Raw genomic sequence first — 22,707 nt, forward strand, 5'->3', positions numbered from 1 at the left:
TCGGCATAGTCCCTGGTCGTCACGGAGCGTAGAGGAACTATGTCCCTGAGTGACGAGACTGGTGTATCGTCCCGACAGGGGCTGCGCCGCGCACCGTTCGGCGCCGGGGACGGACATGAGACTGCGAGGGGGGCGACGGGCGATGCACGGCCTATGGACCAACGATCCGACGCGGCGGGGCCGCCGACGACGACCCTGGCGCGCGGCCACGCACAGCCGCGGTCACGCCGGCCATCACCAGCGCAGGCACCCGGGCCGCCGCAGGCACGGGCATCCGGCGCACCGGGACCAGCGGGACCCCGGAGCACGGACCCGGTGGGCCCGGTGAGCTCCCCAGGGGTGCTGCTGACCCGTCGGACGGTCTTCGACGGCGGGACGGGCCTGCTCTCGCAACTCGTGCTGGCCCTGCTGTGCGCGGCCTACGCCGTCGGTTCCGCGCTCGGCTGGGGTTCCACGAGTCTCGCGCTGGTCATGGGCGACTTCGGGCTGAGCGTCGCCGCGGGCACCGCGGCGGTCTCCTGCCTGCTCTACGCCCGTGGCCGCCGCAGCCGCTTTCGGCCCGCGTGGCTGCTGTTCGCGCTCTCCTCGGCGATGGCCTCGCTCGGAAACCTGGTCTGGGGGTGGTACGAGGTGGTCCTCGACCGCCCGGTGCCCACACCGAGTTACGCCGATCTCTTCTTCCTCTGCTTCGCCCCGCCCGCCATCGTGGGACTGCTGGTGCTCGCCAAGCGGCCCGTCACCAAGGCGGGCTGGGTGTGTCTCGCACTGGACGCCTGGCTGATCGGCGGATCGCTGCTCACCCTGTCCTGGAGTCTGGCGCTCGCCCAGGCGGCCAAGTTCGACGGGCCGAGCGTCGCGCACACCGCGCTGTCCCTCGCCTACCCCCTGCTGGACATCGCGCTGGTCAGCATGGTGCTCGCGCTGCACTTCAGGCGCTCGTCGGTGAACAGGTCGGCGGTGAACACGGCCATCGGGGCGCTCGCCCTGACCGTGATGTGCGACGCGCTGTTCACCTCGCCCCTGCTGCACAACAGCTACCACTCGGGCCAGCTCCTGGACGCGGGCTGGTTCGCCGGCTCGCTGCTCCTCGCCTACGCCCCCTGGGTCGTCACCCGGCACGGCGGCGAGGGCGAGGAGCACGGCACCGGCGAGCACGACATCGACGCGTACGGCCCGGACCCGCACGGGCCCGACCCGCGAGGACCGGAAGACCAGGGCTCGCGGGAGCACGCGCGCCTGGTGCACGAGGGCATCCCGGGGCAGCGCAGGGAAGGGCAGCACGGCCCCCCGGGAAGCCACGCCTCGCCCGGACCCCGGGAGATCCCTCCGGGGTACGGCCACGGCGCCCCGCGCCGGGGCGCCGGCTCCCACGAGGGCCCGGGACGGCGGACGGAGCCGGACCCGCCCGGCGGACCCCGGCAGGACGAGCCCGGGCACGAGGACGCCCAGGACCCGGGGCCGGGCCGCTCGGCGGCGGCACGGCCGATCACCGGATCACTGGCCGCGCTGACGCCCTACCTGGCCGCAGCCGTCTGCACGCTGGGGATCCTCTACAACATCCTGAACGGCCGTCGGGTGGACCGCGTGGTGCTCGTCACCGCCGGACTCGTCGTGCTCGCCCTCGTGGTGCGCCAGGGCATCATGCTGCTCGACAACATCACCCTCACCCAGGAACTGGCCCAGAAGGAGAACCACTTCCGCTCCCTGGTGCAGGGCTCCAGCGACGTCATCATGATCGCCGCCCCGAACGGCATCCTGAGATACGTCAGCCCGGCCGCCGCCGGGGTCTACGGCCGTGACGCCGAGGAACTCGTCGGCTCCGAACTCGCCTCCCTCATCCACCCCGAGGACCTCGGCTGCGTGGTCCACGAGGTGCGGCGCTTCCTCGCCGCCAGCCACGCCGAGGAGCCCACCACCCGGATCGAGTGCCGGTTCCGCTCCGGCGACGGCGGCTGGCTCAACGTGGAGTCCACCGTCAACCGGCACCACGGCGGCCTCATCTTCAACAGCCGGGACGTCACCGAACGCGTGCGGCTCCAGGCGCAGTTGCAGCACAACGCCGAGCACGACCCGCTCACCGACCTGCCCAACCGCGCGCTGTTCACCCGGCGCGTCCAGCAGGCCCTGTCCGGGCGCCGCTCCAGCGACCGGGGCACCGCCGTCCTGTTCATCGACCTCGACGGCTTCAAGGCCGTCAACGACACCATCGGGCACCAGGCCGGGGACGAGCTGCTCGTCCAGGCCGCCCGCAGACTCCAGGACTCCGTCCGGCACGGCGACACCGCCGCCCGGCTCGGCGGGGACGAGTTCGCGGCCCTCATCGTCGGCGACGGAGGCCGCGACCGCACCGCCCGTGAGCAGCAGGTACGGGAACTCGCCGACCGTCTGCGGATCAGGCTCTCCCAGCCCTACTGTATCGACGGCAACGATGTCCGGGTTGCCGCCTCCATCGGCGTCGGCTTCGCCGAACCGGGCCTCGGCGCCGGTGAGTTGCTGCGCAACGCCGACCTCGCCATGTACCGCGCGAAGGCGGCGGGCAAGGGCCGCGTCGAGCTGTACGCCCCCCAGATGCAGCAGGACGTCGTCCGCAGGGCGGAACTGGCGACCCGGCTGCGCTCCGCCCTCCAGGACGGCGAGTTCGCCCTGCTGCACCAGCCCGTGGTGTCGCTGGAGAACGGCCGGATCGCGTCGGTCACCGCGCAGGCGCGCTGGCGTTCCTCCCAGGGGGTGCTCTTCACGCCCGCCGAGTTCCTGCGCGTCGCCGAGGACAGCGAGCGGACCGCCGAACTCGGCCGCTGGATGCTCGACGAGGCCGTCGAGCAGGCCGCCGAGCGCACCGCCGCGGGGGTCGCCGTGCCCGTCACGGTCCGGATGACCGCCCGGCGCCTGGTGGACCGCTCGATGCCGCTGGGCTCCGTGGAGTCCCTGCTCACCCGGCACGGGCTCGCCTCGGGCGGCCTGATCATCGAGCTGTCCGACACCGATCCGAGAGTCCCCCTGGACGAGCTGGAGCGCCGGCTGAACGCCCTGCGGCGGCTCGGCGTGCGGATCGCCCTGGACGGCTTCGGCAGCGGCTACGCGGCGATCACGGCGCTGCGGCGGCTTCCCGTCGACGTCCTGCGCCTCGACCGGAGTCTGGTCGAGGGGGTCGTCGAGTCCGCCCGGCTGCACAAGATCACCAGCGGGCTGCTGCGGATCGCCGCCGATCTGGGGATGCAGTCCGTCGCCGACGGGGTGGATCTTCCCGAGCAGGTGGTCGCCCTGCGCGCGATGGGATGCACCCATGGGCAGGGCATGGCGTTCTCCGGGCCGCTGGACGAGTACCGGCTGCGCAGAGCGCTGTCTTCCGGTCATTATCCGGTGCCCAACGGCCCCGCCGAGCCGGTGTTCGCGGGCGGAGGCGGCGCCGGGGTGTATACGAGTGGTGTGCCCATGGTCCTGGGGGGCGGAACGGCCCTCCGCTCACATAATGAGACTCCCGTCCCACCCACTTGACAGTCGGTGCGTGCCGGGGGGAGGGTCAATGCCATGCGCACCCGAATTCTCGTACTTGGAAAGCGCGTCGGCTGAAGCCAGGTGGACACCGGATCGATCCGGAACACCCGGCGACCGCACCCGGCGCGCTCCCCTCGCTTGCCTCACGGCACGAGGGGTTTTTTGTTGCACAGGCACCAGTCGTACACCGCACAAAAGTCGCAAAAACCCTCAGCATCGAGAAGAGAATGCCGATGACCGAGCAGGCCACCGGGGCCCACCATCCGCAGCCGCGGCCCCGTTCCGGAGGACAGCAGTCCGCCCCCGAGCACGTCACGGGTGCGCAGTCCCTCATCCGCTCGCTCGAGGAGGTCGGGGCCGAGACCGTATTCGGCATTCCCGGCGGTGCGATCCTTCCGGCGTACGACCCGCTGATGGACTCCCGCAGGGTGCGGCACGTGCTCGTGCGCCACGAGCAGGGCGCCGGCCACGCGGCCACCGGCTACGCGCAGGCCACCGGCAAGGTCGGCGTCTGCATGGCGACCAGCGGCCCCGGCGCGACCAACCTGGTCACCCCGATCGCCGACGCCCACATGGACTCGGTGCCGCTCGTGGCGATCACCGGACAGGTCGCGTCCAAGGCGATCGGCACGGACGCCTTCCAGGAGGCGGACATCGTCGGCATCACCATGCCGGTCACCAAGCACAACTTCCTGGTCACCAAGGCCGAGGACATCCCGCGGACGATCGCGGAGGCCTTCCACATCGCCTCCACCGGCCGCCCGGGCCCGGTCCTCGTCGACATCGCCAAGGACGCCCTCCAGGCCAAGACCACCTTCCAGTGGCCGCCCACCCAGGACCTGCCCGGCTACCGCCCGGTGACCAAGCCGCACGCCAAGCAGATCCGCGAGGCCGCCAAGCTGCTGTCCCAGGCCAAGCGGCCCGTGCTGTACGTCGGCGGCGGCGTCCTCAAGGCACACGCCACCGCCGAGCTGAAGGTCCTCGCGGAACTCACCGGAGCGCCCGTCACCACCACCCTGATGGCACTGGGCGCCTTCCCCGACAGCCACCCGCTGCACGTGGGGATGCCGGGCATGCACGGTTCGGTCACCGCCGTCACCGCGCTCCAGAAGGCCGACCTGATCGTCGCCCTCGGCGCCCGCTTCGACGACCGCGTCACCGGCAAGCTGGACAGCTTCGCCCCCTTCGCCAAGATCGTCCACGCCGACATCGACCCGGCCGAGATCGGCAAGAACCGCGCCGCCGACGTGCCGATCGTCGGAGACGCCCGCGAGGTCATCGCCGACCTGGTCCAGGCGGTCCAGAAGGAGCACAGCGAGGGCAACGCCGGCGACTACACCGCCTGGTGGAGCGACCTCAACCGCTGGCGCGAGACCTACCCGCTCGGCTACGAGCAGCCCGAAAACGGCCAGCTGTCCCCGCAGCAGGTCATCGAGCGCATCGGACAGCTCGCCCCGGAGGGCACGATCTTCGCGGCCGGCGTCGGCCAGCACCAGATGTGGGCCGCGCACTACATCCAGTACGAGCAGCCCTCGACCTGGCTGAACTCGGGCGGCGCCGGGACGATGGGCTACGCGGTCCCGGCCGCGATGGGCGCCAAGGCCGGACAGCCGGACCGCACGGTCTGGGCGGTCGACGGCGACGGCTGCTTCCAGATGACCAACCAGGAACTCACCACCTGCGCCCTGAACAACATCCCGATCAAGGTCGCCATCATCAACAACGGCGCACTCGGGATGGTCCGCCAGTGGCAGACCCTCTTCTACAACCAGCGCTACTCCAACACCGTGCTGCACAGCGGCCCGGACGCGGACGGCAAGCAGCCGAGCGCCGGCACCCGCGTCCCCGACTTCGTGAAGCTGTCGGAGGCGATGGGCTGCCACGCCATCCGCTGCGAGTCCCCGGACGACCTCGACAAGGTGATCGAGGAGGCGAACTCGATCAACGACCGCCCCGTCGTGGTCGACTTCATCGTCCACGAGGACGCGATGGTGTGGCCGATGGTCGCCGCAGGCACCTCCAACGACGAGGTCATGTTCGCCCGGGACGTCCGCCCCGACTTCGGCGACAACGAAGACGACTGAGAGAGAGCCGAGTCAGACCCATGAGCAAGCACACCCTCTCCGTCCTCGTCGAGAACAAGCCCGGTGTCCTCGCCCGGATCACCGCCCTGTTCTCCCGGCGCGGCTTCAACATCGACTCCCTCGCCGTCGGTGTCACCGAGCACCCCGAGATCTCCCGCATCACCATCGTGGTGAACGTGATCGAGGAACTCCCGCTCGAACAGGTCACCAAGCAGCTCAACAAGCTCGTCAACGTCCTGAAGATCGTCGAACTGGAACCCGGTTCGGCCGTTCAGCGGGAACTCGTTCTGGTGAAGGTGCGCGCCGACAACGAGACGCGCTCCCAGATCGTCGAGATCGTGCAGCTGTTCCGTGCCAAGACCGTCGACGTCTCCCCGGAGGCCGTCACCATCGAGGCCACCGGCGGCGCCGACAAGCTGGAGGCCATGCTCAAGATGCTGGAGCCCTTCGGCATCAAGGAGCTCGTCCAGTCCGGCACGATCGCGATCGGACGCGGGGCGCGTTCGATCACCGACCGGTCGCTGCGCGCGCTCGACCGGTCGGCCTGAGCCAGGAGAACCCCGGTCGTACGGGCGGGCCGCCCACCCGGCCCGCCCGTATGCCGAGACCAGAGAACTTCCCTTCCCCCGCCCGCCGTACGGTGGGACGCAACACCGGAAATACCGGAAAACAAGGAGAACCCCAGTGGCCGAGCTGTTCTACGACGACGACGCTGACCTGTCCATCATCCAGGGCCGCAAGGTCGCGGTCATCGGCTACGGCAGCCAGGGCCACGCGCACGCGCTGTCCCTGCGCGACTCGGGTGTCGACGTCCGCGTCGGTCTCCACGAGGGCTCCAAGTCCAAGGCGAAGGCCGAGGAGCAGGGCCTGCGCGTGGTGACCCCGTCGGAGGCCGCGGCCGAGGCCGACGTCATCATGATCCTGGTGCCGGACCCGATCCAGGCCCAGGTCTACGAGGAGTCCATCAAGGACAACCTGAAGGACGGCGACGCGCTGTTCTTCGGCCACGGCCTGAACATCCGCTACGGCTTCATCAAGCCCCCGGCCGGCATCGACGTCTGCATGGTCGCCCCCAAGGGCCCGGGCCACCTCGTGCGCCGCCAGTACGAGGAGGGCCGCGGCGTTCCCTGTATCGCGGCCGTCGAGCAGGACGCGACCGGCAACGGCTTCGAGCTCGCCCTCTCGTACGCCAAGGGCATCGGCGGCACCCGCGCCGGCGTCATCAAGACTACCTTCACCGAGGAGACCGAGACCGACCTGTTCGGTGAGCAGGCCGTCCTCTGCGGTGGCACCGCCGCCCTGGTCAAGGCCGGTTTCGAGACGCTGACCGAGGCCGGCTACCAGCCGGAGATCGCGTACTTCGAGTGCCTCCACGAGCTGAAGCTCATCGTCGACCTCATGTACGAGGGCGGCCTGGAGAAGATGCGCTGGTCGGTCTCCGAGACCGCCGAGTGGGGCGACTACATCACCGGCCCGCGCATCATCACGGACGCCACCAAGGCCGAGATGAAGCAGATCCTCGCCGAGATCCAGGACGGCACGTTCGCCCGCAACTGGATGGACGAGTACCACTCGGGCCTGAAGAAGTACAACGAGTACAAGACCCAGGACGAGAACCACCTCCTGGAGACCACCGGCAAGGAGCTGCGCAAGCTCATGTCGTGGGTCAACGACGACGAGGCGTGAGCCGTACGACGAAGGGCCGGGGCGGCATGCCCCGGCCCTTCGTCGAACCCCGGGTAACACCCGTGGACACGGTGTTGGACATCCCGTCCAGCCACGGACGGGTGATCCTTCCGCAGAGGCGCAGGACGACCTCCGCGGCGCCACTACACTGCTCCACATCACCAACGCGTCAGGCCCACAGCGTCGTGCGTCTTCCACGCGGCTCGAGCGACCCCCCCAGAAGTGCAGGTACATTCCGGGGCCGCTAAAACCCTCCACCGCCTGCGGCCGTCGGGACGGCCGTCCGCATTGGACTTGTGAGGACTCACGTGAGCTCGAAACCTGTCGTACTCATCGCTGAAGAGCTGTCGCCCGCGACCGTAGACGCCCTGGGCCCGGACTTCGAGATCCGGCACTGCAACGGCGCGGACCGCGCCGAGCTGCTGCCCGCCATCGCCGACGTCGACGCCATCCTCATCCGCTCGGCCACCAAGGTCGACGCCGAGGCCGTCGCCGCCGCAAGGAAGCTGAAGGTCGTCGCACGAGCCGGCGTCGGCCTGGACAACGTCGACGTCTCCGCCGCCACCAAGGCAGGCGTGATGGTCGTCAACGCCCCCACCTCGAACATCGTGACCGCGGCCGAGCTGGCCTGCGGTCTCCTCCTCGCCACCGCGCGCCACATCCCGCAGGCCAACACGGCCCTGAAGAACGGCGAGTGGAAGCGCAGCAAGTACACCGGTGTCGAGCTCGCCGAGAAGACCCTCGGCGTCGTCGGCCTCGGCCGCATCGGCGCGCTCGTCGCGCAGCGCATGTCGGCGTTCGGCATGAAGGTCGTCGCCTACGACCCCTACGTCCAGCCCGCGCGGGCCGCGCAGATGGGCGTGAAGGTCCTCACCCTCGACGAGCTGCTCGAGGTCGCGGACTTCATCACCGTGCACCTGCCCAAGACCCCCGAGACCCTCGGTCTCATCGGCGACGAGGCCCTGCACAAGGTCAAGCCGACCGTGCGCATCGTCAACGCCGCGCGCGGCGGGATCGTCGACGAGGAGGCGCTGTACTCGGCGCTCAAGGAGGGCCGCGTCGCCGGCGCCGGCCTCGACGTGTACGCGAAGGAGCCCTGCACGGACTCCCCGCTCTTCGAGCTCGACGAGGTCGTCTGCACCCCGCACCTCGGCGCGTCCACGGACGAGGCCCAGGAGAAGGCCGGCATCTCCGTCGCCCGCTCCGTGCGCCTCGCCCTCGCCGGTGAGCTCGTCCCCGACGCGGTCAACGTCCAGGGCGGCGTGATCGCCGAGGACGTCAAGCCGGGTCTGCCGCTCGCCGAGAAGCTCGGCCGCATCTTCACCGCCCTCGCGGGCGAGGTCGCGGTCCGCCTCGACGTCGAGGTGTACGGCGAGATCACCCAGCACGACGTCAAGGTGCTCGAACTCTCCGCGCTCAAGGGCGTGTTCGAGGACGTCGTCGACGAGACCGTGAGCTACGTCAACGCCCCGCTGTTCGCGCAGGAGCGCGGCGTCGAGGTCCGGCTGACCACGAGCTCGGAGTCCCCCGACCACCGCAACGTGGTCACCGTGCGCGGCACGCTCGGCGACGGCCAGGAGGTCGCGGTCTCCGGCACGCTGGCCGGCCCGAAGCACCTCCAGAAGATCGTCGCCGTCGGCGAGTACGACGTGGACCTGGCGCTCGCCGACCACATGCTCGTCCTGCGCTACGAGGACCGTCCCGGTGTCGTCGGCACCGTCGGCCGCATCCTCGGCGAGTCCGGCATCAACATCGCCGGCATGCAGGTCGCCCGCGCGAACGCCGGCGGCGAGGCCCTCGCGGTGCTCACCGTCGACGACACGGTGCCGCCGAACGTCCTCACCGAGCTCTCCGCCGAGATCGGCGCGACCTCGGCGCGGTCGGTCAACCTGGTCTGAGAGCCGTTCACGACGGCTTCCCGTACGACGGCCCGGGGCCGGGACACCAGCTGGTGTCCCGGCCCCCGGGCCTTTTCGTACCCTCACGCGGACGGTGTCGTCTCCGGTTCGATCAGCCCCTCGCGGTAGGCGATGGCCACCGCCTCCGTACGGCTCGCGGCACCCAGCTTGGCGAGGATGTTGGAGACATGGACGCTGGCCGTCTTGCCGCTGATGAACAGCTCCTCGCCGATCTGGCGGTTGGTGCGTCCGTGTCCGAGCAGCCGCAGGACATCGCTCTCCCGCGCGGTCAGCGCGGCGATGCGCTCCCCGGCGTCCGGGGACTCGGCCAGGCGCCCGCGCCGCAGCAGCGCCTCCAGCGCCTCGCGCAGCGGCGCCGCGCCGAGACGCACGGCGGTGTCGTGGGCGGCACGGGCCTGCTCGGCGGCCTCCTCGCGGCGGCCCTTCGCGAGCAGGGCCTCCGCGAACCGCCTTCTGCTCCTGGCCAGTTCGTACGGGTCGCCGTAGCCGAAGGCCGTCACGGCCCGCTCCCAGGCGTCGACGTCGGGACCGCTGCGAGCACGCAGCCACTCCGCCTCGGCGCGGGCGAGCCAGGCCAGGCCCTCGGGTCCCTGCGCGCCGCCCTTACCGCCCGCGGCCGCCGTGGTCCTGGCGAGTTCCACCAGCTCGCCCGCGGTGTCCGCCCAGCGGTCGGCGGCGGCCGGGTCACCGGTTCGGCGGGCCTCCCCGGCTGCGTCCGCGACCGCCGCCAGCGCGAGCGCGGCGAGGCGCACCACGACGGGGGGCGGGCCGGTCCCGGAGGCGTCCGTGAGGGCGCCGGCCGCGGTGCGCAGCCGTCGTACGGCCTCTTCCGCGTCGCCGTCCAGGGCCGCCGCGTCGGTCAGCACGATGCTCGCGACGAGCGTCGACATCCAGTCGAAGGGCCGGTCCAGCAGGGCGCGGGCTCCGCCGACGGCGGCCTCGCGCCGGCCGCGGGCCAGGGCGACGTACAGGGCGGGGCCCGTCGCGAAGCCGGCCGCCGCCGGGAGCACGTCGGCGTCGTCGGCGGCCGCGCGGGCGCACGCGTCCCAGCGGCCCAGCGTGTAGAGCACCAGCGACTGGAGGTAGCGCAGCTCCAGGGCGTACGGGGAGGAGAGCAGACCGGAGCGGCGGGCGCGGTCCACGCCGTCGCCGAGCCAGGTCAGGCACTCCTCCAGGTCACCGGATTCGTAGCACCCGATGGCCAGGGCGAACAGGGCCCGCATCTCGACGGGGAAGTTCCCCGCGCCGTGGGCCAGTTCACGGGCCCGGCGCAGGCGCTCGCGGCCCTTCGGGGTGCGCCGGTCGTCCGCCTCCATGCCGACCAGGGAGATCGTCAGGTCGGCCTGGGCGTCGGCCAGCCGGAGGTGCTGGGCGGTGGCGAGCGCCTGCCGGGCGACCCGCTCCGCGTCCTCGGCCCGGCCCACGTGGCGGGCCGCCATGACATGCGTCGCGGCCGCCCACACCCAGGTGTACGAGGGCGGTTCGGCGGGGATCAGCGCGAGTGCCTCGCTGCTGTACGTGAACGCGTCCTTCAGGCTGTCGATCCGCATCAGATTGCCCGCGAGGGTGTACCGGACCCGGGCCGCGAGCTCGGAGTCGGCGTCCGAGCCGACCCTGGCCAGGGCGTCCCTGGTGAGGTGGACCGCGCGATGCATCTCCCCGGCCCTGGCGGCCGCCGCCGAGGCGCGCAGGGTGAGGGCGACCGTGCCCCCGTCGGGGCGGGCGCCCGCGTCCACCGCGGGCCACAGTTCGAGTGCCGCCTCCAGATGGCGCAGCTCCTCGGCGGGCGCGCCGACGCGCTGGGCGTGATCGGCCGCTTCGAGGCTGGCGGTGAGCGCGTCGGGCAGGTCGTGGCTCTCGCGTGAGTGATGGGCGCGCTCGGCCGCGTTCTTCGCCGAACGGTCCCGCCCCGCCAGCAGTGCGGCGAACCGGCTGTGCAGCCGCACCCGTTCACCGGGCAGCAGGTCCGCGTACACGGCCTCGCGGGTGAGCGCGTGGCGGAACGAGTACGTCGAGTCGTCCCCCGGAAGCAGCAGTTGGCGCCCGACGGCCTCGCGCAGCGCCGACTCCAGTTCCTCCTCGGGGAGTTGCACGGCGTCACGCAGCAGTTCGTGCTCGACGCGGCGCCCCGCCACGGCCGCCGTGCGCAGCACCTGCTGGGCGGTGTCGGAGAGTTGCTCGATGCGGATGAGCAGGACGTCGGCCAGTCCGCTGGGCATGGAGGGCGGGGCGGGGTCGTCGTCACCGGGCAGTGCGGCGAGCAACTCCTCGGCGTAGAAGGCGTTTCCCTCGGCGCGCTCGACGATGCCGCGGACGGTGCTGTCGGAGACGGGGCCGGTGCGCAGTGCGCGGACGAGCCGGGCCACGTCCGCGTCGGCCATGGGCCGCAGCTCCAGCCGGTCGACGGCCGGCAGCCGGATCAGCTCGGCGAGCAGGGGGCGCAGCGGATGGCGGCGGTGCAGGTCGTCCGCGCGGTACGAGGCGAAGACCGCCAGTCCCCGGGCGGGGCCGCCGGCCGGGGGCCGCTGGAGGACGCCCCGGCTGAGCAGGAAGCGCAGCAGGTCGCGGGAGGACTGGTCGGCCCAGTGGAGGTCCTCGATGATCAACAGGAGCGGGGCGATGCCGGCCAGGTCGGCGAGGAGTCCCGCGACGGCCTCGAAGAGCCGGAGCCGGCCGCCGGGGTCGGGTGCGCCGTCGGCCCCCTGGCCCGCGCCGGTCAGCCGGTCCACCGCCGGGTGGGCGGCGAACGCCGGGGCGAGACGGTCGTCGGCCGCCGCCGCGCCGAGGATCTCCGTGAACGGGAGGTAGGGCAGGCCCACGTCGCCGAGGTCCACGCAGTGCCCGGTCAGGACCGTCGTCCCGGAGGCGGCCGCGTGCGCCGCGGCCTCCGTCAGCGTGCGGGTCTTGCCGACACCGGCGTCCCCGGCCACCAGGACCGCGCGGGGTTCGCCGTCCCTGGCGCGGTCCAGCACGCCGGTGAGCCGGGAGAGTTCGTCCCCGCGGCCGATGAACGGCGTGCCGAATGTCTGTGTCACACGCCCATCCTGGCACGCTCCGCCGACAACTCCCCGGCGTCGCCGCCCTGATCGGGAACCGGCCACGGGCACCGGTTCCAAGGGTGCCCCGTGCTCGCGGGGATCCTTCCGCGGGCATGGCGACGCCGGGCGGTCCGGAGTGCTCCGGACCGCCCGGCGGGCGGGGCCGGCAGGTGTCGGGCCGGCGGTCGGAGGTCGGACGGGCGGAGGTCAGGCGGGTGCCGGGCCGTCGCCCTGCGCGGTCGCCGCCGCGGGGAGCGGCTCGCCGGTGCCGGTGCCGGTGTCCGTCCCGGTGCCGAGGAGGTCGCCGTTCTCGCGCACCGTCACCCTGCGCAGACTCGCGGTGGCGAGGACGGCGGCGCCCAGCACGAGGACCGCGCCGCCGGCGGCCGCCGCCTGCATGCCGTGGGTGAACGCCTCGCGGGCGGCGTCGGCCAGGGCCGTCCCGGCGTGGCCCGGCAGCCGCGCGGCCACGGCCAGGGCGCCGCCCAGGGTCTCGTGGGCCGCGGCCGGGACGCCGGCCGGGATGTCGTGGCGGTAGACCGCGGTGCCGATGGAGCCGAGGACCGCCATCCCGAGGGCGCCGCCGAACTCGGCCCCGGTCTCCAGCAGGGAGGAGGCGGCGCCCGCGTTGCCGACGGGGACCGTGCCGAGAGCCAGGTCCATCATCTGCGACATCACGGTGACGATCCCGGAGGCGAGGACGCCCGCTCCGGCCAGCACGAGCCACAGGGAGTCGGTGCCGGCGAGGGCGAGCAGGCCGTAGCCGCAGGCGGCGAGGACGAATCCGCCGGAGACGACGTGGGCCCGGTGGACGCCCTTCTGCACGAGCAGCGCCGAGACGGGCGCGGCCACACCGACCAGGACCGTGGGGAGCAGGGCCCACAGGGCGGCGGCCATGGAGCTCTTGCCGAGCACCGACTGGAGGTACTGGGTGGTGAAGTACGCCGAGCCCATCATGCCGAAGGAGGAGATCAGGTTGAGGACGACGGCGGGGGCGAAGCCGCGGCCGTGGAAGAGCGCGGGGGAGATCAGCGGGGACTTCGCGGTGCGCTGGCGGTGCACGAACAGGGCGGCGAAGACCAGGCCGACCAGGACCGAGACGACGTACTCGGTCCGCCAGCCCTCGGACGGGATCTCCTTGATGCCGTAGATCACCGGCAGCACGGCGGCCATCGACAGCGGGACGCTCGGCAGGTCGAAGCGGCCCGGCTCCGGGTTCCTGGACTCGGGCAGCAGGAACGGGCCGAGGACCAGCAGCAGCGCCATCGCGGGCAGGTTGACCAGGAAGACCGAGCCCCACCAGAAGTACTGGACGAGGACACCGCTCATCACCGAGCCGAGGGCGACGCCGCCGGTCATGACGCCGGACCACAGTCCGATCGCCTTCGCGCGCTGCCCGGGGTCCGTGAACATCGTCCGGATGATCGCCATCGTCGAGGGCATCAGGGTCGCGCCGCCGACCCCGAGGAGGGCGCGGGCGGCGATCAGGGTCTCGGCGCTGTTCGCGTAGGCGGCCAGGACGGAGGCGGTGCCGAACGCGGCGGCGCCGCACAGGAGCAGCTTGCGGCGCCCGACGCGGTCGCCGAGGGATCCCATCGTCATCAGCAGTCCGGCGAGCACGAACGCGTAGATGTCGAAGATCCACAGCTGCTGGGTGCCGCTCGGCTCCAGGTCCGCGCTGATCGAGGGGATCGCGAAGTAGAGGACGGAGACGTCCATCGAGACCAGGAGCAGCGGGAGCATCAGGACGCCGAGGGCGGTCCATTCGCGGCGGCCGGCCAGGGCGCCGGGGGCGCCGGAGGCGGGAGTCGTGCTCGTCGGGTTCGTCATGGCAGGGACTGTACGGACGTCTTAAACGCTTGTCTAGTACGTGCGTTTAAGACGTTCGTTTCACACGTTCGTTTCACACACGCGTCCTTGACGTGCGTATGGGACGGTTGTCTGAATCGGGGGTACGCTGACCGGCATGGGACACCGTGAGGATCTGCTCGAAGGCGCCAAGCGCTGCCTGCTGGAGAAGGGCTTCGCGCGCACCACGGCGCGCGACATCGTCAAGGAGTCGGGGACCAACCTGGCGTCCATCGGCTACCACTACGGCTCGAAGGACGCGCTGCTCGCGCAGGCCTATGTCGCGCTGGTGGACGAGATGCCCTTCGACGGCGAGGGCGCGGCTGCGATCAGCGGCGCCCCCGGTTCGCTGGAGCGGTTCCGTGAGGTCTGGTCCAACATCGTCGACACCATGCGCGAACCCGGCTCGCTCTGGCGGCTCAGCATGGAGGTCATGACCATCGAGCTGCCCGAGGTGCGCGACCATCTCTCCCGCGCCCAGCGGGAGGGCGGGCGGGGCCTGGTCGCGCTCCTCATGGACGTCCCCGAGGAAGAGGTGTCCGACGAGAGGGCGGACACCCTTGGCCGCTTCTATCTGACCCTGATGACGGGCCTCGTCGCCCAGTGGACCTTCGATCCGAAGACCGCCCCCGACGCGGACGCGCTGACCGAGGGGCTGCGGCAGGTGATCGAGGCGGTGCGCGAGACGGGGTGACCGGGGGAGCGCGCGAGGCGGGGTGACCGGGGGAGGGCCCGTCGCTCCCGCTCACCCCTCGTGGACGGCCGGGGCGGACCGGTCCCGCAGGGCCGGGACCAGTGCCAGCGGCATCAGGGCGCCGGTGACCGCGAACGCCGCCGCGTAGCCCATCGGTGCCGCCAGGACGCCGAAGCCGAGCGCGCCCACGCCCATGCCGCCGTCGTAGGCGAGGTTCCACAGCGCGCTGACCGTGCCGTATCCCGAGACGGGGACGCGGGCGTACATCAGGGTCAGGGTGGCGTTCTGGGCGATGCCGAAACCGGCCCCGAACACGGCCACCCCGGCCAGGACGGCGACCGCGTTCCCGGTGAACGCGGTGAGCAGCACCCCGGCGGCGGACAGGAGCAGGCCCGGCACCACCAGACCCGCGGGTCCGTGCCGGTCGCCGTACCGGCCCGCCGCCCACCGGGCCGCGGTCGACGCGGCGGGCTGGACGAACAGGGCCGCCGCCACGACCCCGGCGGCGGTCGCGGGAACCGCCAGCGGCAGGAAGGTGACGATGATCCCGGTCGCCAGGGCCGTGGTCGCGAAGACGGCCGCGGGCCGGGCCAGGGCGCCGGTGCGCAGCGCCGCCACCATCCCGACCGGCTTCTCCGACGCCCGCTCCCGGCCGGGCAGGGCCGGCACCGAGGCGACGGCGGCCAGCGCGGCCACGCCCGCCGCGAGGGCGACCGGGGTGAAGCCCACCCGCCCCGCCAGCCACACGCCCAGAGGCAGCGCGACCAGGGACGGCACGCCGGAGACCACGCCCACCAGCGCCAGCCCCTCGCCCCGACGCCCGGCCGGGATCAGCGAGGCGGTCAGCGCGCCGCCGGCCACCAGCGTGAGAGCGAAGCCGAGGCCGCGGACCAGGCACACCGCCACGATCCACACCAGGGAGTGCGAGAGGGTCAGGACGAGCGCGGGCGCTCCGAGCAGCGCGAGTCCGACGGCCAGCACGGCCCGGCAGCCGTACCGCCCGACCAGACGGGGACCGGCCAGCTCGCCGAGCACGGTGGACAGCATCAGGGCCCCCGTGGCCGGGCCCGCCCCCGACGCCGTGGCGTAGGCGGGGACGACCGACAGCAGCAGGAAGAAGCTGACCGAGGCGCCGATCATGCTCACGAAGCGGAGCATCAGGGGCCGGCTGAGCAGCGGCGGCCGCCCGGCGGGCCCGCCGGGCGCGGGAGGCACGGAAGACGCGGGCGAAGCGGGGGCCGCCGGTTCCGGGGTCGGTGCGGCGGGCGCGCGCACCGCGTCCGGAGCCGGGGCGGGCCCCGGTGGCGGGGGAGTCCTTCGGGAGGGCCGGGGCGTCGAGGAGGGCGTCATGGAATCGACGCTAGGGGCCGGCCGGACCGCCGGTAAGCTCCAATTCCATGCCTCCGCAGTGGGCCGGTCTGTCACCCGAACTGCTGCTGTCCCTCGACCGGGACAGCGGCGAGCCGCTGCGCGCCCAGCTGGAGCGGCAGCTGCGCGACGCGATCCGCACGGGCCGGCTCGGCGCAGGGGAGCGGCTCCCCTCCTCCCGCGCACTCGCCGGCGAACTCGGTCTTTCGCGCGGTCTCGTCCAGGACTGCTACGCCCAACTCCAGTCGGAGGGCTACCTGGTGACCCGCGTCGGCTCCGCCACCCGGGTCGCCGCGGGAGCGCACGTGCCGCCCGCGCCCGCCTCCCGGGACCGGACCGTACCGCGTCTGATCGCCGACTTCCGGCACGGCGTACCGGACTTGGGGAGCTTCCCGCTGGCCGACTGGCTCTGGGCGACCCGCGAGGCGGCCCGCGCGATGCCGACGGCGGATCTCGACTACGGCGACCCGCGCGGGAGTTCGGCGCTGCGCGAGGTGGTGGCCGGATATCTGCGCCGGGTGCGGGCGGCCGCGGCCGACCCCGAGCGGACCGTCGTCTGCTCCGGCTACGCCCAGGGGCTCGGACTGACCCTGCGCTGCCTCGCGCTCGCCGGGGTGCGGGTGGTGGCGTACGAGGATCCGGGCGGCCCCGCCACCGCGTCGGCCGCCGCCGCTGCCGCGGGCCTGAGGGCCGTGCCCGTACCGGTCGACGAGGACGGCGTCGACGTGGGCGCGCTCGACGCGACCGGGGCCCGCGCCGTCATCGTCACCCCGGCCCACCAGTGGCCCACCGGAGTCGTCCTCGCCCCCGGACGCCGGATCGCCCTGATCGAGTGGGCGATGCGCAGGGACGCGTACGTGATCGAGGACGACTACGACGCCGAGTTCCGCTACGACCGGGAGCCGGTCGGTGCCCTTCAGGGGCTGGCCGCCGACCGGGTCGTCTCGATCGGCACCGTCAGCAAGTCGCTCGCCCCGGCGTTGCGCATCGGCTGGCTGCTCTGCCCGCCCGCGCTCACCGCCCCGCTGACCGAGGCCAAGCGGCTGGCCGACCGCGGCTCCCCGGCCCTGGACCAGCTGGCCCTCGCGAAGCTGATCGAGTCCGGGCGCCACGACCGCCATCTGCGCAGGATGCGCACGCGCTACGCGGCCCGGCGCGCCGCCCTGGTCGGTGCCCTGGCCGAGCACGCCCCCGAGGTCCGGCTCACCGGGCTGGCCGCCGGATTCCACGCGGTCCTGCATCTGCCGCCGGCCGCCGACGAGCGTTCCCTCGTCCTCGCGGCCCGGGAGCGTGCCGTCGGCCTGTACGGCATGGGCCCGTGCCGCTCGGACGGGTCGACGACACCGCCCCGGCTGGTGCTCGGCTTCGGCGACGTGGGGGAGCGCGCGATCGCCGAGGGAGTGGCGGCCGTCGCCGACCTGCTGACCGGCAGGATCCGCTAGAGGCGGGCGCCCTTCAGCGCCATGTGCAGCAGCAGCCTGTCCTCGCCGTCGTCCAGGTCCAGGCCGGTGAGCTGCTCCACCCGGGACAGGCGGTAGTAGAGCGTCTGCCGGTGGATGCCCAACTCGGCCGCCGTGCGCCCTGCCTGGCCCGCGCGGTCGAGGAACACCTCGGCCGTGCGCGCCAGTTCGCGGTGGGCGGTGCCCAACAGGGCGGTCACGGCCGGATCGTGGGCCACGTCCGGCGGCAGGGCCGTCAGGAGCCGGAAGGGACCGATCGCCCCCCACTCGGCGACGGGACCGAGTCGTGGCTCGGCCAGCACCGCGCGGGCGGCCGCGGCGGCCTCGCGCCAGGCGGCCCCCAGCTCCCCGAGTCCCTCGCGGGGCCCGGCGACCCCGGCGGCGGCCGTCCCGACCGGGGAGGCCGTTGCGCCGGGGGAGGCCGTTGCTCCGGGGGAGACCGTTCCCGTACCGCCGCCCCGGCCCGCGCCGCGGACGCCCGCGGCCTCCCGCACGAAGCGCCCGGCCGCGGTGAGCGCGGGAGCCAGGACGTCCGGCGAGCGCAGCCGGACCAGCAGGGCCAGGCTCTGGGCACTGGTGCCCCACGGGATGGTGCACAGAGCGGTCGCCCCCGGCACCGTGCGGGCGGAAGGGGCGTCGTCCGGGTCGGCCGAGGGCCACGGCGCCACGCACACCACCGTGTGCAGTCCCTCGCCGCGCGGGCCGAGCGCCGTCCGCAGCTCGGCTACCGCCATGTCCAGCTGCCAGCCCCGCTCGGCGGTCAGGACGGCCCGCAGCTCCCGGGTGAGGTCCGCCCCGGCCTGGGCCTCGTCCGCGAGCAGCGCGCCGATGCGGGAGGCCACCTCCATGGCCCCGGCCAGCTGGGCGTCGGTGGGGCCCGGGTCGTCCTCCAGCAGCCAGACGTAGCCGAGGACGACGCCCCGATGGCGTGCCGGCAGACAGATCCGGCCGCGGTAGACCCCGGCCTCCGGGGTCGGCGGGATGCGGACCGGGCCGGTCGCGCGGGTGATGCCGAAGCCCTCGAACCAGGTGCGGACGGCGGTGGTGGAACGCCGCGTGAGGATCGAGCGGGTGCGGACGGGGTCCAGGGCGGACGGGTCGAGGTCGCCCTCGCTGTCGTACGCGCCGAAGGCGATCAGCTCGAAATCGCGGTTCTCCAGCGTGGCCGGGACGCCGAGGAGTGCCGAGATCTCGTCGACCAGCTCTTGGTAGTCGCCTCTGTGTTCACCGCTCACCCCGGTATTCTCGCGCATTTCCGCGGGACCTTCATACATATGTCTGAGATCGGGGGCAGGGATGCGTGACAGCTGTCGATGGCCCAGGATCGGAGATATCCCTAGGTTTCACGGTGGTTCTCCGTGCCGTACCCGAATCGTCGGGATTCGGCCTCCTGCTGACTTCGTTGTGGAGGTGCCCCGTGCTGGGTCCCGTGATTCTCGCCGCCTCGCGCAGCGACAAGATGCGCCGTCTGATCTCGGCCGCCCCGGTGACCAAGCCGGTCGTCGACAGGTTCATCCCCGGCGAGACCGTCGACCAGGTCGTCCCGATCATCAAGGACCTCACGGGCAAGGGCCTGGAGGTCACGATGGACGTCGTGGGCGAGGACATCACGACCCCCGAGCAGTCGTACGCCGCCCGTGACGCGTACCTGGAGCTGATCGGCCGCCTCGAGGAACTGGGCCTCGGCACGAAGGCCGAGATGTCGGTCAAGCTGTCGATGTTCGGACAGGCCCTGGAGGGCGGCCACGAGCTGGCCCTGGCCAACGTCCGCCCGGTCGTCGAGGCCGCCGCCGCGATCGGCACCACCGTCACGCTGGACGCCGAGGACCACACCACCCTCGACTCGATGTTCGCGATCCACGAGGAGCTGCGGAAGGACTTCCCGCAGACCGGCTGTGTGATCCAGGCCTACCTCTTCCGCACCGAGGCCGACGCCCGCCGCCTCGCCGAGAGCGGCAGCCGCGTCCGTCTGGTGAAGGGCGCCTACAAGGAGCCCGCCGAGGTCGCGTACCAGCAGAAGGCGGAGACCGACAAGGCGTACGTCCGCATCCTGAAGATCCTGATGGAGGGCGAGGGCTACCCGATGATCGGGTCCCACGACCCGCGCCTCATCTCGATCGCGCAGGAGCTGGCGCGGACCGCCGGGCGCAAGCTGGACGAGTACGAGTTCCAGATGCTGTACGGCATCCGCAGCGACGAGCACGTGCGGCTCGCCGCCGAGGGCCACCGCATGCGCGTCTACACCGCGTATGGCACCGACTGGTACGGCTACTTCATGCGGCGCCTCGCGGAGAAGCCGGCCAACCTGCTCTTCTTCGCCCGCTCGATCCTGACCAAGGGCTGAGACCGAACACCCGCTCGACTCAAGGAGTTACGGAAAAAATGGACGCTGTGACCCAGGTCCCCACCCCCGTCAACGAGCCGGTGCACGGCTACGCGCCCGGCTCGCCCGAGCGCGCCCGCCTGGAGGCCAAGCTCAAGGAGCTGGCCGAGAACCCGATCGACCTGCCGATGACCATCGGCGGCGAGAAGCGCATGGGCGGCGGCGACCGTTTCGACGTCGTGCAGCCGCACAACCACAAGGCGCGCATCGGCACCTACGCCAACGCCACGCAGCAGGACGCGCAGGACGCGGTGGACGCGGCCCTCGCCGCCGCTCCCGCCTGGCGCGCGATGGCCTTCGACGACCGCGCCGCGATCATCCTGCGCGCCGCCGAGCTGCTGGCCGGTCCCTGGCGCGAGACGCTGGCCGCCTCCACCATGCTCGGCCAGTCGAAGACCGCCCAGCAGGCCGAGATCGACACTCCCTGCGAGCTCGTCGACTTCTGGCGCTTCAACGTCCACTACGCCCGCCAGATCCTCGCCGAGCAGCCGCCGGCGAACTCCCCGGGCGTGTGGAACCGCATGGACCACCGCCCCCTTGAGGGCTTCGTCTACGCGATCACGCCCTTCAACTTCACGGCGATCGCCGGCAACCTGCCCACCGCCCCGGCGCTCATGGGCAACGTCGTCGTGTGGAAGCCGTCCCCGACGCAGACCCACGCCGCCGTGCTGCTGATGCAGCTCCTGGAGGAGGCGGGCCTGCCCAAGGGCGTCATCAACCTCGTCACCGGTGACGGCATCGAGGTCTCCAAGGTCGCCCTGGAGCACCGCGACCTCGCCGGCATCCACTTCACCGGCTCGACCAAGACCTTCCAGTACTTGTGGAAGACGGTCGGCAACAACATCGAGAAGTACCGCTCGTACCCGCGTCTGGTCGGTGAGACCGGCGGCAAGGACTTCGTCGTCGCCCACCCCTCGGCCGACCGCGCGGTCCTCAAGACCGCCCTGACCCGCGGTTCCTTCGAGTACCAGGGCCAGAAGTGCTCGGCGAGCTCGCGTGCCTACGTCCCGGCCTCCATCTGGAACTCCGGTTTCAAGGAGGAGTTCGCCGCCGAGGTGGACTACCTGACCATGGGTGACGTCACCGACCTGTCGAACTTCATCGGCGCGGTCATCGACGAGCGGTCCTTCGCCAAGAACAAGGCGGCCATCGACCGCGCGAAGGCCGACCCGACCTGCACGATCGTCGCGGGCGGCACGTACGACGACTCCGTCGGCTACTTCGTGCGCCCGACCGTCGTCGAGTGCTCGGACCCGGAGAACGAGGTCTTCACGACCGAGTACTTCGGCCCCTTCCTCGCCGTGCACGTCTACGAGGACGACAAGTACGACGAGATGCTGACCCAGATGGAGTCGGCGTCCGACTACGCGCTCACCGGCGCGGTCATCTCCGGCGACCGCGCGGCGGCCGCGTACACGATGGAGAAGCTCCGCTACGCGGCGGGCAACTTCTACATCAACGACAAGTCGACCGGCGCCGTCGTCGGCCAGCAGCCCTTCGGCGGCGGCCGCGCCTCCGGCACCAACGACAAGGCCGGCGCCCCGCAGAACCTGATGCGCTGGACGCTGACCCGCGCCATCAAGGAGACGCTGGTCCCGCCGACCGACTACGGCTACCCGCACATGGGCTGACAGCCGAACGCGGCGGCCGGCCCCCGGGCCGGCCGCCCGTCACCCACTCCGCCCCCGCCTCACGGTCTCCCCCGTCCGTGGAGCGGGGGCGGTTCCAATTCCAGGGGCCGCGCCCGTGTCCCGAGGCGCGCGCCCTGGCTCGCGCACGCGCCGGTCACACGTGCCGGCCCAGGAAGTCCCGGATCAGCCCGGCCGCCTGGTGCGCGTGGGTCTCCAGGGCGAAGTGCCCCGTGGGGAGCAGATGGATCTCGGCGTCCGGAAGGTCCCTGCGGAAGGCGAGGGCGCCCTCGGGGACGAAGATCTCGTCGCCCGCGCCCCAGACCGCGAGGAGCGGCACCCTGCTGGTGCGGAAGTACTCCTGGAACGCGGGGTAGAGCGCGAAGTTGGAGCCGTAGTCGGAGATCAGGTCGAGCTGGATCTCCGCCTGGCCGGGGCGGGCCATCAGGGCCGCGTCGTGCTCGTAGGCGTCGGGGCTGACCAGGCTCGGGTCCGCCACGCCGGTCAGGTACTGCCACCTGATCCCGTCCGGGCCGCTGATCGCCCGGACCGGCGCCTCCGTTTCGGGGGTGCGCTCCGCGATCAGCGCCAGCACCGGAGCCCAGGCGTCCGCGCCCAGCCCCTCCTCGTACGCGTTGCCGTTCTGCGTGATGATCGCGGTCACCCGCTCGGGGTGCGCGAGCGCCAGCCTGAGGCCGATCGGGGCGCCGTAGTCCTGGATGTAGAGCGCGTACTCCTTGAGGCCGAGGTGCTCCGTGAACTCTCCGGTGATCTCGGCCAGCCGGTCGAAGGTGTACGGGAAGGCGCCGGCCGCCGGGGCGTCCGAGCGGCCGAAGCCGAGATGGTCGGGGGCGATCAGGTGGTAGCGGTCGGCCAGCAGCGGCAGCAGGTCCCGGAACATGTGCGAGCTGGTCGGGAAGCCGTGCAGCAGGAGCAGCGCGGGAGCGTCCGCGGGGCCCGCCTCGCGGTAGGCGATCCGGTGGCCGTCGACGGTGACGGCGCGGTGGTGGACCGGGTGACTTCCCATGATCGTTCCCCTAACCCCTGAAAGCCTTCTCGATGGTGAGAACAGTGCAGCACGTCCATGTCTAACCAGTCAAGATA

14 protein-coding genes are annotated in these 22,707 nt (G+C 72.4%); 9 read left to right on the forward strand and 5 right to left on the reverse strand.

The annotated features are described in order from the left end of the window. Window positions 1–324 precede the first annotated feature (324 nt). The 5 genes from WJM95_RS23375 to serA all read left to right on the forward strand — a co-directional run bounded on the left by WJM95_RS23375 (window position 325) and on the right by serA (window position 9,163). Window positions 325–3,495, forward strand: coding sequence for an EAL domain-containing protein (locus WJM95_RS23375; protein WP_339131765.1), 3,171 nt, complete (start codon window positions 325–327; stop codon window positions 3,493–3,495). A 227-nt stretch (window positions 3,496–3,722) separates the two neighbouring features. Then, window positions 3,723–5,579, forward strand: coding sequence for an acetolactate synthase large subunit (locus WJM95_RS23380; protein WP_339131766.1), 1,857 nt, complete (start codon window positions 3,723–3,725; stop codon window positions 5,577–5,579). Window positions 5,580–5,599: 20 nt separating this feature from the next. Continuing rightward, window positions 5,600–6,127: an acetolactate synthase small subunit gene (gene ilvN / locus WJM95_RS23385; RefSeq protein WP_037622651.1), complete on the forward strand. Its 528-nt coding sequence runs from the start codon at window positions 5,600–5,602 to the stop codon at window positions 6,125–6,127. A 136-nt stretch (window positions 6,128–6,263) separates the two neighbouring features. Beyond that, window positions 6,264–7,265 (forward strand): ketol-acid reductoisomerase, encoded by a 1,002-nt coding sequence (gene ilvC / locus WJM95_RS23390; protein WP_339131767.1) that lies wholly within the window; start codon window positions 6,264–6,266, stop codon window positions 7,263–7,265. A 308-nt stretch (window positions 7,266–7,573) separates the two neighbouring features. Further along, window positions 7,574–9,163 carry a phosphoglycerate dehydrogenase gene (gene serA, locus WJM95_RS23395; RefSeq protein WP_339131768.1) on the forward strand — a complete coding sequence of 530 codons (1,590 nt, stop codon included), beginning with the start codon at window positions 7,574–7,576 and terminating at the stop codon, window positions 9,161–9,163. Between the two features lie 83 nt (window positions 9,164–9,246). Here serA and WJM95_RS23400 read toward each other — a convergent pair whose 3' ends face one another. Further along, the gene (locus WJM95_RS23400) at window positions 9,247–12,219 is read right to left on the reverse strand and encodes an AAA family ATPase (protein WP_339131769.1); all 2,973 of its coding nucleotides are present in this window, start codon (window positions 12,217–12,219) and stop codon (window positions 9,247–9,249) included. A gap of 210 nt (window positions 12,220–12,429) precedes the next feature. Continuing rightward, complete coding sequence (locus WJM95_RS23405; RefSeq protein WP_339131770.1) at window positions 12,430–14,052, reverse strand: MFS transporter; 1,623 nt, start codon at window positions 14,050–14,052, stop codon at window positions 12,430–12,432. A gap of 136 nt (window positions 14,053–14,188) precedes the next feature. Between WJM95_RS23405 and WJM95_RS23410 the strand changes: the two genes are divergently transcribed. Further along, complete coding sequence (locus tag WJM95_RS23410; protein ID WP_339131771.1) at window positions 14,189–14,764, forward strand: TetR/AcrR family transcriptional regulator; 576 nt, start codon at window positions 14,189–14,191, stop codon at window positions 14,762–14,764. A 51-nt stretch (window positions 14,765–14,815) separates the two neighbouring features. On the opposite strand, the gene WJM95_RS23415 is transcribed toward WJM95_RS23410, so the two are convergent. Continuing rightward, window positions 14,816–15,904 carry an MFS transporter gene (locus WJM95_RS23415; RefSeq protein ID WP_339135792.1) on the reverse strand — a complete coding sequence of 363 codons (1,089 nt, stop codon included), beginning with the start codon at window positions 15,902–15,904 and terminating at the stop codon, window positions 14,816–14,818. Between the two features lie 257 nt (window positions 15,905–16,161). Here WJM95_RS23415 and WJM95_RS23420 point away from each other — a divergent pair, with 257 nt between their 5' ends. Further along, complete coding sequence (locus tag WJM95_RS23420; RefSeq protein ID WP_339131772.1) at window positions 16,162–17,574, forward strand: PLP-dependent aminotransferase family protein; 1,413 nt, start codon at window positions 16,162–16,164, stop codon at window positions 17,572–17,574. Here the strand turns inward: WJM95_RS23420 and WJM95_RS23425 are convergent. Then, window positions 17,571–18,845 carry a helix-turn-helix domain-containing protein gene (locus WJM95_RS23425; protein WP_339131773.1) on the reverse strand — a complete coding sequence of 425 codons (1,275 nt, stop codon included), beginning with the start codon at window positions 18,843–18,845 and terminating at the stop codon, window positions 17,571–17,573. The genes WJM95_RS23420 and WJM95_RS23425 overlap by 4 nt on opposite strands. Before the next feature lie 164 nt (window positions 18,846–19,009). Here WJM95_RS23425 and WJM95_RS23430 point away from each other — a divergent pair, with 164 nt between their 5' ends. Next, entirely contained in the window at window positions 19,010–19,936 is a 927-nt protein-coding gene (locus WJM95_RS23430) for a proline dehydrogenase family protein (protein ID WP_339131774.1), read from the forward strand. 38 nt (window positions 19,937–19,974) lie between these two features. Beyond that, the gene (pruA, locus tag WJM95_RS23435) at window positions 19,975–21,606 is read left to right on the forward strand and encodes an L-glutamate gamma-semialdehyde dehydrogenase (RefSeq protein WP_339131775.1); all 1,632 of its coding nucleotides are present in this window, start codon (window positions 19,975–19,977) and stop codon (window positions 21,604–21,606) included. Window positions 21,607–21,760: 154 nt separating this feature from the next. On the opposite strand, the gene WJM95_RS23440 is transcribed toward pruA, so the two are convergent. After that, the gene (locus WJM95_RS23440) at window positions 21,761–22,630 is read right to left on the reverse strand and encodes an alpha/beta hydrolase (protein WP_339131776.1); all 870 of its coding nucleotides are present in this window, start codon (window positions 22,628–22,630) and stop codon (window positions 21,761–21,763) included. Window positions 22,631–22,707 lie beyond the last annotated feature (77 nt).

This window comes from Streptomyces sp. f51, assembly GCF_037940415.1.
Lineage (GTDB): Bacteria > Actinomycetota > Actinomycetes > Streptomycetales > Streptomycetaceae > Streptomyces.